Raw genomic sequence first — 12,154 nt, 5'->3', positions numbered from 1 at the left:
ACCTTTAATTTTCCGCAAGAGTGGCGTCGGAACGCACAAATTATGTCGCGGAATAATAGGTTAGTGGCTTAATACGCCATACCCGCCAAATGGCGGGTAAAACGTTGTAAGAGCTGTCGGATGTGCGCTAGTTCTCGATTTTACGCATGGCCACAGATGCGTTGGGGCTCGCCGTGGCATGTGGCCGTGAAAGGTGGCTGGGCTGGAGGTTTGCAGCCTGGTTTAGGGTGGTTCGATTTTGTCGTTAATTAACTTGGCAATGAATCTAGCGATTGCAATAGGTGATGTGAAAGCGTGCAGTTAAATAGATGGAAATGTCTATTTAACTGCCGGGCTGAGGTGGCCAGCAGGGCAATTAAATTTCCAGTTCCCGCATCAACACCGCTTCTTGATCAACAAACTCGCCGGCTGTTCGCATGGCAGGGAGCAGCTCTAAATCGGCGATCTCGCAGCCGGTGAGTTCCGGGTCTTTTTGCCGTTCTTTGCCGCTGGTTTCCTGGTCGTGGCCCAGCCCCTGTTCAAGCCTTTTCAGCAGTGGATAGTAGCCGGTTTTCCAGGCCGCTATTTTGGGGAAGCACACCCGCAGGGCCTTGAGTATGGCCATGCCGGTGAAATCCAGATCCCCCCAGAAATAGACCTTTGCCACTTTGTCGTCGTCCAGGCCAAGCCACCAGCGCTCAAAAGCGTTGCGGGTGTCTTCGTCAGTGATGCCCAGGTAGCTGAATGCCACATTGCCGGACGTGCGTATGCGGGCGGAAGCACCGCGAAAGCCGCCGCTGTACACCAGGCTCACCTCGGGCAGTGCCATCTTTGATAACGCGAGAAAAGTATCCTGATTTTCGACAAACAATACCCGCCGGAAATGACTGGCCAGATCCACAGTCATTAACACGGGGCGCGTTTGCAGGTTGTGACTGGAATTTGGGTACAGGGTGCGGACCAATTCTTCGCGGTGATCCAAAAACTTGGAATCGCCCCAAAAGCAGCGGGCAGAAAGTGCGCGCAGGGTTATCGGCTTTTGCAATTCGCCGCCAATGCGGGCGAACGCTCGCAAGGTCTGTTCTGCGCCCCTATCGGGCAGGCGCACAATCTGTTCGCTGAATGTTTGCCCGTGATCTTCAAATTTGTCGGCCATCTTGCGCAGGGCTTCGTGCCAAACCAGGGAGTAGGGGTCCAGTGCCGGGCGGTTTAACCAGTCCCGCACCAACTCTTCTTTTTCGTCGTTGAACAGCAGTTGCGCATTGTCGTAGGCCTCCTGGAAGGGTTTGGTGCGGCCATAGCGAATCGACAGAATGTGGTATTCGTTGTTGAGTGATTTCACCAGCGACCAGAGGTACTTGGTTTCTTCGTTGTTGAAATCGAACAGCTCCGGCATAGTTTTGGAGTTAACGCGCATGGTCAAGCGGTGCCCGTGCTCAAGCTTGTGGAGAAATGTATCCAACAAACCTGCGACCATGGGTTCTTCGTCCACCCAGCGCGGGCGTGAGCGAAACCCTTTTTCTTCTGCATTCATAGTCACCCCATTGGGGCCGAACAGCGAAGCCAGCGGAGGCTGGCCCGTGATCTACAGCCCTTCCATAAAATCGAGCATACCCTGATGGCGTACCAAACGTCGATGGTTCGCCCAGAGTTCCATTATTTTTTCTTGATTACATGTCTTCCTATCGACCAGGACGCGAGTATTGAGTTCACCTATGGGTGTGGCAGACGGACATTTGCTGAACACAAACTGGTTGCTGATTAAATCCATAAACGGGCCGGATTTACTGGTCGGCATAATAAAGAGTAGCTGCAAGCCGAGACTTTCCGTGAGGTAATTGATGACTTCTCGCGAACGGTTTTCGTCCATTTTCGAGAATGCCTCATCCACCAGCACCATCCGCAGATGGGTGTGTCCCTCGCCAAAGCGAAACGCCGACGTCACCGCGGCGGCACGAATAATATAAGCGGGGGTTTCAAGCTGCCCGCCGGAGCCGGTGCCGTATTGGCTCAACGCGATGGGGGCCTTGCCCTCGGGTTCCTTGTAAATTTCGTACTGGCGATAATTGCGGTAGTCGCTGATGCGGTTGAGTTCGCGCAGAGCGACCTGTTCGTCCGGGTCCAGCAGCATAGTGAGCATTTTGTCGCGCACGGCGCAGGCTTTTTCCGACAGCTCTGCATCGAACAGGCTGGCGCCGTCGCCCAGGTTGGGCAAGTCGATAACTTCTTTAAAGAAGCGCCAGTATTCCCGGTATTCCGGCACCCATTCCCAGCCAAAGTAGAAGCGCTCGCGATCCGCGCCGAAGCGGTGGTGTTCAAGCTCCTGGTTGAGGTCGTCGAGCAGGCGTTTACCGTCGCTGATGGCCTGATAAATCGAATGGCACAGGTTGGTGACAAACGCCGTGTTGAAGGTGTCTTTGAGGTTGGCGATTTTGTCGTGCTTGTCGATAAGCACATTGTTTTTCAAGCGGTTGTGGATCAACCCAATTTCGCTGCGCAACTTCACCAGGCGCTGAAAAAACGTGTCGTCGTGGCGCTCGCCATAACCGGTATCGTACACAATGGCGTCGTGCGGGTTGCACTGCTGATTGTGACTCAGGACGGTCTGGTAGATTTTCCGCTCCGTCTCTTCCAGGCGGGCGTTTAAGGTCGCCAGGATATCGGTATAGCTGAAATCGCCACTCGCCTGCGCGGCAGCCTGATCTGCCTGCGCCAGTGCGGTGTCCGCGTCAAAATCCGGGTGCCAGTCGGCGATACGCTCAATCGCTACCTCGGCGGCTTCGCGCGCTTCCTGGAACAGCTCCAGCGCGTCTGCCAGATCTTTCGCTTTGCGCGCGGTTTGCTGTTCCCGTTCGTGCAGGCGTCCCGCTTGCTTGTTTAAATCCCGCTGTTGCGATTCCTGTTCGCGGTACTCCGCTTTGAGTGTGTGCAGCTGTTCTTCCAGATGTTTGAAGTCGCTGAGGTCGAGGTTGTCGAGCTGACTTTGGGCGGACTCGATCTGGCGGTGAAGGTCGAGAATTTCACGCACGACCTTGCCGCAACTGGCAGGACGAATGGCGTCGATGTGGTTAAAAACGTCGGCGAGCAGTTGCTGCTCTTTTTCCAGCGCGGTGCTGTTGCTGGCGAGCGCCTCAGCTTCGCGCAACTTGGCTTTCAGAGCCCGCTCGCGAGCGCCTTGGCCAAAGACCAGTTCGCTGTCATCCAGGTCGCAGCGCCACATGCTGTAGTTGCCGCTGGCGAGACCATCCGGCGTTAACCCGCGCGCGGTAGTGCGCAGGGTTTCGGTATCTTCCACACAGAGCACGTTGCCGTAAGACGCGCGCAAATAGTCTTCGGCGGTTTTATGGCTGAACGACATCACACTGACGATGGAGTCGTTGGCGAGGCTCAATCGCTCCGCGTCCTTGTGGGCTTTGTACCCTTGGATAACGCGCGCACGATTGCGCTTGCTGTCGCTCAGTGCGCGCACAACACGAATCGCATCGGCTTCGAAATCCTGCTCGACAATTATCGAGAAGCGCGCGCCGCCCAGGTAGCCTTCAATTGCCATTTGCCAACGTGCGTCCAGCACTTCGATAAAATCACAGAGTACACGTGGGTTGGCCGCAGGGAACTGCTTGCTTATGGCGGCCAGCGCGGTTTCCACATACGCGGGATAGCTGACTTTGCTCGCTTCCAGGCGCTGGATTTCTTTGTGCTTCGCGCGGGCTTTTTGCTGCAGGTCTTCGTAGCGGCGCTTGTGGCTGGATGCAATCACCGCGACGGCGTCGCGGATACTGTCGCCAGGCTGGTGAAGTTGCTCGGCAAGGCGGCGATGATCCGCCTCCGCTGAAACCACTTGTTCCAGGTAATGTTCCAGCGGTGAAATATCAATCCAGTCGTTACCCAGCAAGCGCGTCAGTTCAAACTCACTAAATGCCGTATTGCTGGCGACGGACTTAAGCAGGCTGCGGAACGCTTTGCGTTCCAGCGCGGGAATCTCGACGCCGAGTGACATTTCCGTTAACCGTCTGGCCAACACCTGGCCCGCCTGCAGGTTTTTTTCCAATTGCTGGTGTTGTTCCAATAGCGGGCGGGTTTTTTCCAGCAGGGTGCGGTTGGCATCGACAATTTTTTGTTCGAGCTGATCTTTATCTTTTAACGCGCCTATACCCTGGCGATGGGCTTCCAGCGCAATGACTTCTTCGTGGGTCTGGCGCTTGCGCTGCTCGCACAGGTTCGCGGCTTCTTCGTTTTCGGCGATGGCCTCGCGGGTTTCGGCCTGCTGGTTTTTGGCTGTGATGTAGGCCTGCTGGTTTATCGCCATCTTGCGTGCAGCTTCGGTGTAGTCCGTGACGCTGCGCTCGATCCAGGTCTCGATGTACTGACTGGTTGAGGTTTGGGCCTGCTCCAAGGTGTCGATGGAGTTGAGCAGTGCGCGGGTGTCACTTTCCATTTGATGAATCGTTTTCATCAACTCGGAAACGCTGCGGATGGCATCGCCTAAATCTTTAGGCTCGAGTACTTCGCGGGCGACAAACTCATTAATGCTTTTAACGGGTTTGTACGCCATAAAATTGGAGAAGGTACGCGCCGCATGCTTGGCTTCGCGATCGGAAACCGCTTCTTTGCGGCCGCGCAAGGCACCGTAAAGGCGGCGCAGGTAGGCACCTTTTTTATCGTATATTTCGACCGATTTACTACCGAATTCCTGGCGCAACAGATTGGCAATTTCGGTAATGGGTACAATGTGTTTGCCGTCTGGATAGCTGCGCACAAAATGCGAGAGTGTCAGCTGCTCGCCGGGCAAGATTAGAAATACCAGATCATCCAGGCGCGCCTGCTTCTGCGCGCCCGCGGCATCGACGTGTGCGCGCATGCACATCACGGCGGTGAACACATCGCCCTGTTCGCCTGCAGTGGGGTGAAAAACGCCTGCAATATAGCCATCCGCTGCTTGCGGCCGCGCATAGCTGCCATCGTCACAACCCAAGACGTAAGAGGCAAGGGTACGAACCTGTTTGCCACCGCGACCGCGCTGGGTGGTTTCATCCTGACCGGGATTGAAGTTAAACAGGTTTTCGTGCGCTGCGGTCATTAAGGTTTGAATCGCATCTGCAGCGGTGGTTTTTCCCGATCCATTACCGCCGGAAAATAAATTGATTGGCCCGTAGCTGAATTCCAGGTGAGGAATATTGCCCCAATTGATAAGGATGCCTTTTTTCAAAAACATTATTGCGGGGCCTCATCGTTGAACATGGTACTTTCCGGTTCTGCTTCGCTTGTTGCTGGTTCTTCGCTTTCAGGTAGGGGCTCGCCGAGGGTGTTTAATACGGCTTCGGTCACAAAGCTGGTGATAGATGGCTGAATGCTCAACCATATCTCATTGCTTTCGAAGTCATCTTCCTGGTTGAATTGAATTAAGCGCAGTTGGCGCAAGCGGGTAAAAAGCCGTTTGCGGTCTACCTGGGTTTCGGGCAAATGTCGCTTTAGCAAATTGTTCATTGCGATGGCGAGGCTTTCCAGCGGAATCAATACCTGGCCGCGTTCATCGACCTGGCCTTCGCGCAGGGCTTTTTCGTATTCCGCCCGCAAGGCGAGAATGACCGCGATTTCCTGCTGGTTTGGCCGCACCCTAAAGCCGCTGTTAAAGGGCGAGTTATCATCGTCACTCATGCCGGGAATTTCTGCGCCGGGCGGAAACAGCCGCACAAAATTAAATTGCCGGTCGTGCAGAATACGAATTCCAACAAGCGCCAAATACGCTTCGACCAAATCAGTGCACTGCAGATAGCGGTCGTAAAGTGTTGCCTCAATCTGGCTTTCTTCGCGGCAGATAACACCGTAGTCGAGCAGGCGTATCAGCAGTTCGGAAAACTCTTCCTTGCGCAAACCACAGGTTTGTAATTGTTCAGATATAAATGTATCGAGCATTTGGGGCTACTGTTGATTGTCCAGTTCGATAATAAATTCGTCCTGCTCAGCATAAAACTCGGAATGTGTGCTACGCCCAGTGGGCTCAACGCGAAACGCATAGTCGCTGCTCAGGTTATTGATGGCGGCCACTTCCACGATCTGGGCGACGGCCAGAAGGTCCTGCGCGGAGCTAACCGGCAGGGCAGCCGTGGATATTGCGCGCCCGGCACGCAGTGCCGAGACCAGATATTCCCGCACCTGCTGATTATTAATGGTAAAGGCCTGGTCCAGCATTTGTTGTATGTGGGATTCGCGCAGTACATCCTGGTCCGGCGTTTCTTCTTCGTTAACTGCGGTGTTGAGCGGCGGTGTTTTGCGTCTTTCCAGCAGTTTGATTTGCGCGGGGTCGATAAGCTGCAATTTCACCCCTGACAGTTGTTCACTGGCGCGGGACATTCGCTCGTCCCATTGTGCGGGGCTCAGCTTCTGTAACTGCTGGCAGACCTGTAGTAAATCATTATTCGGCTGACTATTCAGGTAGCTCAGTTGGCGGATAATAATGTCGGCACGTTTGGTAAAACTGTGCAGTGCGCGGCGCAATGCTGGCAGCATAATTTCCGCTGCATTACTCATCCGGCGTTCAATGGTATCGAGAATAAACCAGAGCGCGGAGTGATTGTTGCGCGCAATTTCCGGCACCAGCCGCCGCAGCTGTAATTCCATGTGGCGTTTGCTGTCGGACGACTTGCGACGAATTTTGCCGATCGCTTTGTGAATTTGGTCGCGGTGTTTTTCAACGCTATCGGCGGACAGTCGCACCGAAACATCCGGTTGAAAGCGCTTTTCCATAAATTCGAAAAACTGGTCGGTTGCCTGTTGAACCAATTGCTGCGATTCCACTTCCTGCACGAGTTGCCGTTTGCGTTCTTCCAACTCTGAAATGATATCGGTGAAATCGGTGACGATGCGCTCCGAGTATTCGAATGCGTCGAGCAGGTCATACACTTCGCCCCGGGTTAAGAAGGCCTCGAGCGAATTGAGTGTATTGCGGGTGTTGCGGTGGCGTGTGCGGATCTGGGTGGTATCCGATTCCACCAGAGGTTGGGTAAATAATCGCCCCATTCGACTGAACGGGAAGGTGGACTGCATGGTCGCGGTGTCCACTTGTTTTTCCAGCCAGCCGCAGTCGAGTAACTGCTTCAAGGTCCAGTTGGCTTGTTCGCGCGTATTCTTGAAGCGCGTTTCGTCTTCATTATCCTGGGCGTCGAGCACCGGCGCGCGCGCCAGGGCTTCTTCCAGTATCTCGAGAACCTGCTCGCGGCCTAGAGCGCTGCCATAGTCCGCGTTGGAACTATACAGGCGCTGGTAAAGCAAGCACAGGCATTGCACCACCTGTTCGCGGTACTTACTGTTTAAAGGCTTGAAGAAATGTTGGCGCTCGGAAGAGAAGAACATGCCAGTTTGCGGTACTCCTATTAAACGGCGGCCTATGTTAGATCTTTCCGAAGGGGAAGGAAACGTGTTTAAATAGTTTTAGCGCGTCACGTGGCTGGCATAAAAAATTTAAAAAAGTTTAAATTTTCTCTTGACGGACTGAGTGCCAATTCATAATATACGCGCCCTCGAGACGACGCACACAGCGCGGATCGGGAAACAAATTACGCACTCGTAGCTCAGCTGGATAGAGTACTCGGCTACGAACCGAGCGGTCGGAGGTTCGAATCCTCCCGAGTGCGCCATCTTAAAAAAGCCCTCAGTATGAGGGCTTTTTTTATGCCTGAATTTTCGTATTGAATTGCGAGTCCAATTGCCCCTCCATTTTGCGAGTGTAATCCTGCGCCGAACCTCGTATTTTTGAGTTAAACTGTGTTCACCTATTGACGGTATTACAGGGGATATATTTTGGAAAAGAAAGTTCAAAAACTGCACGATAAGAAGAATATTGCTCTCGTTGCGCACGACAACATGAAAGACCCACTGTGCAAATGGGCAAAAAAGCACAGTTTTAAGCTTTCTGCGCATCAGTTGTACGCGACTGGAACAACCGGCCATAAGCTGGAAGAGGCGACTGGGCTCAGCATCCGTAAATGCGTGAGCGGTCCGTTGGGCGGCGATCAGCAAATAGGCGCAAAAATTTCCGAGGGCGAGATCGACATTCTGATATTTTTCTGGGACCCATTCGAGCCTATGCCCCATGACCCGGATGTTAAAGCATTGTTGCGTATCGCGGCGGTGTGGAACATACCTGTTGCGTGTAATCCAGCATCTGCCGACTTCATTATTTCCTCGCAATACATAAATGAAGAATACGAGCGTTTGGTTCCTGATTACGACGCCTATATTGCCAAGCGACTTGGCTGATTCACCGCTCAGTATTCAGCGGCGCTGCAGTCATCCACTTGCTAGCGCCGGCTGCGATCACTAAAATCAGTACTTCGTAATACCTGCCGCTTAAAATCTTGTTTTTTGCGAACTGAGCGATGGCTTGCTGTCGCTGTAGTGAGATTGTTGTTTGGTCTACCGGCGGTGCAGTTCTGCACCATCAACTTAAAGCCTAGTCGACGTCTTCTCTTAAAGAGCTGCTGGTAAAGAGTTGCCAGGTTTCTGGCACGTAGTTTTTACCCAAGAGGTGTACATTGACGCTCATTCACTTTTTACTGTTTCAGCATCGAACCATAGCCCGCGCGAAGCTTTGTGGTGCCCTGTGTGTTGACGGCCACAGAGCCGGTGATTTTTGGTTTTAGCGCTTTGTACTTCTAGCGTGATGTACTTCTAGCGTGTCGCTAAAAGCGCGAATACTTGCTGATTAACCGCCCGAATCCAGGGAAATTACATGCTTTTGTTACGTCTCAGCCTCATTCTTCTGTGTTTTATCGTTGCTAATCCTGCCCAATCTGCACAGACGTATTCGCCGGTACCCAACAGATTTGATCAGATGGCGCGCACTACGCCCGACGGCAAAGGTGCGGTGGCTTCTGTCAACAGTATTGCGACGCAGGCGGGGCTTGATGCGTTTGCCAAGGGTGGCAACGCCATTGATGCTGCCGCTGCGGTGGCGTTTACGCTGGGTGTGGTCGATAGTCCTAATTCCGGCATTGGTGGCGGTTGTTTTGTGGTTGTACGCTGGCCGGACGGCTCCATTGAAGCACTTGATGGTCGCGAGATGGCGCCGGCAAAGGCGCATCGGGACATGTTTTTGGTCGATGGAAAATATGACCCAAGCCTCAGTAAGCTTGGTGCGCTGGCGATTGGCGTTCCAGGTTCGGTGGCCGCATTGGAATATCTGGTGAACAAAGGCGCGAAGCTGGGATGGCGCGCACCCCTGGTTGCTGCAGCGAATATCGCCGAAACCGGTTTCGTCGTAGAAGACTATTACGCCAATCGACTGGCGCGCTCAGCGGATAAGCTGGCACTGTTCCCATCTAGCGCAAACGTGTTTCTTGATGATAAGGGCGCACCGTTTAAATCCGGCACCGTGCTAAAACAGCAGGACCTCGCCGCAACTTATCGCAAGTTGGCAAAAGAGGGCGCTGATTACTTCTATCGAGGTGAGTTCGCAAAGGCGACCGCCAAGTGGATGGCCGCGAATGGCGGGTTTATCACGGCTAAAGATTTCGCCAATTACCAGATGAAGCTGCGCGAACCGGTCCGTTCCAGCTTTCGTGGCTACGATATTGTCGGCTTTCCGCCGCCCAGCTCTGGTGGTACTCATGTCGCTCAGTTGTTGAATATCCTTGGGTATTATCCGCTCAAAGAGATGAGTGAGGCGGACCGCTATCACGTCACCATCGAAGCGATGAAACGGGTATTTGCCGATCGAGCCTACTGGATGGGTGACGCGGATTTCGTGGATGTGCCCAAAGGTTTGCTCGATCCCGCCTATGCCAAGACGTTGCAGCGGGAAATCGACCCGAAGCGGGTCAGCAAGGCGGTGAGTCACGGTGAGCCACCAAATGCTAAAACCGAGCTTTTTAACCGTCACACCACGCATTTCACTGTTGCGGACAGTTCCGGCATCTGGGTGTCTGTGACGACCACCTTGAATACCGGCTTCGGCAGCAAAGTGGTGATTCCGGGCACGGGTGTGCTGATGAACAACCAGATGGATGATTTCGCTGCCCAGCCGGGTGTCGCCAACGCGTTCAACGTCGTGGGAGCCGATGCGAACAGTGTGCAGCCGAGGAAACGGCCGCTGTCGAGTATGAGCCCAACAATTGTATTGCGTAATGGTGAGCCGGTATTGGCGGTGGGTGCGGCTGGTGGGCCAACCATTATCAATCAGGTGGCGCAGGTCCTGCTGTATCGACTGGGGCTGGATATGCCATTGCCTGCCGCTATGGCCAAGGCACGGGTACACCACCAATGGACGCCCGATGCGGTGTTCGTTGACGCGTTTATGGACGCCGACGTGCGCAAAGACCTGGAAAGTCGTGGTCACACACTGCGTAACTGGCCGCCATTTGGGGCGACGCAGGCGATAGAGTGGGATGGCAAGCGGTTTATTCCGGTCGCGGAGCCTCGTCTGAAGTCCCGCATGTAGATTGTTTGCTCACTCTAGGGAGCCTGTAATTCGCGTCGCAAACGAGTGTCGATCGGTTCGCGGTCCCTGAGCGGCTTTATATCTGCAAACAGCGCTGCCGCTTCAGCATAGCTTCGCTGTAAATAGTGAAGCCACTGCTTCAGCCGGTTGCCCATGTATTTCTTGGGGTAGGCATCGCAGGTTTGCTCAAAAAAGGCGTGTACCAGGGGGGCGAAATCGGCCCAAGATAGCGGCAGGTAGCCTTCCCCGGCGGTGTAGGCTTTTATTTGCAGCGCGAGATCCGGCCGCGCAAGCAGTCCGCGCCCCAGCATAAAGTCCTCGCAACCGGTGACTTCTCGACAGCGAATAAAATCCTCCAGTGTCCATATTTCTCCGTTGGCAACCACGGGGATGGACAGCGCCTGGCGAATCTCGGCAATGTATTCCCAGTAGGCGGGCGGCTTGTAGCCGTCGACTTTGGAGCGCGCGTGGACGACTAACTCGTCAGCGCCTGCAGCCGCTATCGCTAGCGCATTTTTCAAATAGGGCTCCCGGTTTTCGTAACCCAGACGGATTTTGGCGGTTACCGGAATCTCCGCTGGCACCGCTTCCCTCACCGCACTCACGATTTCGCCGAGCAGGCTTGTTTCGTTGAGCAGGCAAGCGCCGCCACGACTTTTATTGACGGTTTTTGCCGGGCAGCCGAAATTGAGATCAACTGCTGGTGCGCCCAGTTGCGCAGCTTTGTTGGCGTTTGATGCAAGCGTCGCGGGGTTACTGCCCAGCAGTTGAACCCGGACCGGGTAGGCATTCGCTTCGTTGAGTTCCGGGCATGCGCGCAGGAAAACTTTGCGCGGTAGGGTATGTTCTGTTACCCGCACGAATTCAGTGACGCAGAGATCGATCCCGGATTGCTGTGCGTTGCCTTTGACTGCATGCAGTGTGCGGCGCATATGGTGGTCCACCACACCTTCCATTGGGGCTAAAAAAATGCGCATCGCACGCCGGTACCTTTAAAAACCGCGGAGTTTAGCATATCGAACTTGGCCCTCGGCAGACCCGAGATCTCTGACTCTGCTTCTCACTTGAAACCTAACCTGTTATGCGTCGATTGTGGAATACTGTTTTGCCTAAGCGCTTGATCAATTGCTTCGGTTTTTTTATCTTATGCCGCCCGTTCGTCCAGATGAATAACAATAAGGCGAATGTGGATACCGTCGAACAACCATGTACGGGAGCCTGCAAGGCGCGTAGAGTCGGGTCTCTGTGATCTAGCTCAATACGCACTTTGACAGCTTAGTCAAACTATCTGGCGCCGATTAGTCTCGTCATACCGATAACTTCAACCGATCTAATCTGTTTTGCCGGGCAGGGCATCTGCCATCACGCAGCACGCATTCCGCCCGCGTTCACCCATTGCAAGCCGAGTTTGACGCCGGACAATTCACTAAATACAGACAGGGGTAAGATAACCGTTATGCAAAATAATCTGTGGGAAGAAGGTTTTGATCTCATGCTTTACGGCATGGGTACTGTGTTTGTTTTTCTTACCTTGCTGGTGATCGGCACTCTAATTATGTCCGCGATCATCAATCGTTATTTCTATCAAGAACCTGAACTGACTCCCGAACCTGCTGTAGTGGGCAACACTGGAGCGCCGGTTAGCGGCAAAACTCTGGCCATTATTCAAGCAGCAATCCATGCGCATCGCGCCAAACAAAAACACTAAACATTAATAAACCTTCAGCGAAGAATGGGGGC

At 53.8% G+C, this 12,154-nt stretch carries 8 protein-coding genes and 1 tRNA gene; 4 read left to right on the top strand and 5 right to left on the bottom strand.

Annotated elements, in window-relative coordinates; genetic code table 11:
• Positions 1 to 355 precede the first annotated feature (355 nt).
• The 4 genes from TERTU_RS12345 to TERTU_RS12330 are packed head-to-tail and all read right to left on the bottom strand — an operon-like array spanning position 356 to position 7,329.
• Positions 356 to 1,513, bottom strand: a complete 1,158-nt coding sequence (locus TERTU_RS12345; RefSeq protein WP_015819286.1) for a Wadjet anti-phage system protein JetD domain-containing protein — start codon at positions 1,511 to 1,513, stop codon at positions 356 to 358.
• Between the two features lie 51 nt (positions 1,514 to 1,564).
• On the bottom strand, positions 1,565 to 5,191 hold the full coding sequence (locus TERTU_RS12340; protein ID WP_015818719.1) for an ATP-binding protein: 3,627 nt from the start codon (positions 5,189 to 5,191) through the stop codon (positions 1,565 to 1,567).
• A complete protein-coding gene (locus tag TERTU_RS12335; protein WP_015820197.1) occupies positions 5,191 to 5,892 on the bottom strand; it encodes a DUF4194 domain-containing protein in 702 nt (233 codons plus the stop codon). The genes TERTU_RS12340 and TERTU_RS12335 overlap by 1 nt, the downstream gene beginning before the upstream one ends.
• Before the next feature lie 6 nt (positions 5,893 to 5,898).
• A complete protein-coding gene (locus TERTU_RS12330) occupies positions 5,899 to 7,329 on the bottom strand; it encodes a Wadjet anti-phage system protein JetA family protein (RefSeq protein ID WP_015820965.1) in 1,431 nt (476 codons plus the stop codon).
• A gap of 207 nt (positions 7,330 to 7,536) precedes the next feature.
• Here TERTU_RS12330 and TERTU_RS12325 point away from each other — a divergent pair.
• From TERTU_RS12325 to ggt, 3 genes are all read left to right on the top strand, one after another.
• Positions 7,537 to 7,613: transfer RNA gene (locus TERTU_RS12325), tRNA-Arg, on the top strand.
• A 163-nt stretch (positions 7,614 to 7,776) separates the two neighbouring features.
• Positions 7,777 to 8,235, top strand: a complete 459-nt coding sequence (locus TERTU_RS12320) for a methylglyoxal synthase (RefSeq protein WP_015820563.1) — start codon at positions 7,777 to 7,779, stop codon at positions 8,233 to 8,235.
• Positions 8,236 to 8,707: 472 nt separating this feature from the next.
• Positions 8,708 to 10,414, top strand: a complete 1,707-nt coding sequence (ggt, locus tag TERTU_RS12315; protein ID WP_041590226.1) for a gamma-glutamyltransferase — start codon at positions 8,708 to 8,710, stop codon at positions 10,412 to 10,414.
• A 14-nt stretch (positions 10,415 to 10,428) separates the two neighbouring features.
• Here ggt and TERTU_RS12310 read toward each other — a convergent pair whose 3' ends face one another.
• Positions 10,429 to 11,391, bottom strand: a complete 963-nt coding sequence (locus TERTU_RS12310) for a tRNA dihydrouridine synthase (protein ID WP_015818924.1) — start codon at positions 11,389 to 11,391, stop codon at positions 10,429 to 10,431.
• Between the two features lie 479 nt (positions 11,392 to 11,870).
• On the opposite strand from TERTU_RS12310, the gene TERTU_RS12305 reads away from it, so the two are divergent.
• On the top strand, positions 11,871 to 12,122 hold the full coding sequence (locus tag TERTU_RS12305; protein WP_015820666.1) for an OadG family protein: 252 nt from the start codon (positions 11,871 to 11,873) through the stop codon (positions 12,120 to 12,122).
• Positions 12,123 to 12,154: the final 32 nt, after the last annotated feature.

This window comes from Teredinibacter turnerae T7901 (genome assembly GCF_000023025.1).
In the GTDB taxonomy this organism is placed as follows: Bacteria; Pseudomonadota; Gammaproteobacteria; order Pseudomonadales; family Cellvibrionaceae; genus Teredinibacter; species Teredinibacter turnerae_B.
Note: the sequence above shows the minus strand (reverse complement) of the source record. Positions and strands in the feature narration are given on the sequence as shown.

Coding starts and splice junctions, on each gene's coding strand:
- TERTU_RS12305 (WP_015820666.1), top strand. CDS start 11,871: ATGCAAAATAATCTGTGGGAAGAAGGTTTTGATCTCATGCTTTACGGC.
- ggt (WP_041590226.1), top strand. CDS start 8,708: ATGCTTTTGTTACGTCTCAGCCTCATTCTTCTGTGTTTTATCGTTGCT.
- TERTU_RS12345 (WP_015819286.1), bottom strand. CDS start 1,513: ATGAATGCAGAAGAAAAAGGGTTTCGCTCACGCCCGCGCTGGGTGGAC.
- TERTU_RS12310 (WP_015818924.1), bottom strand. CDS start 11,391: ATGCGCATTTTTTTAGCCCCAATGGAAGGTGTGGTGGACCACCATATG.
- TERTU_RS12335 (WP_015820197.1), bottom strand. CDS start 5,892: ATGCTCGATACATTTATATCTGAACAATTACAAACCTGTGGTTTGCGC.
- TERTU_RS12330 (WP_015820965.1), bottom strand. CDS start 7,329: ATGTTCTTCTCTTCCGAGCGCCAACATTTCTTCAAGCCTTTAAACAGT.
- TERTU_RS12340 (WP_015818719.1), bottom strand. CDS start 5,191: ATGTTTTTGAAAAAAGGCATCCTTATCAATTGGGGCAATATTCCTCAC.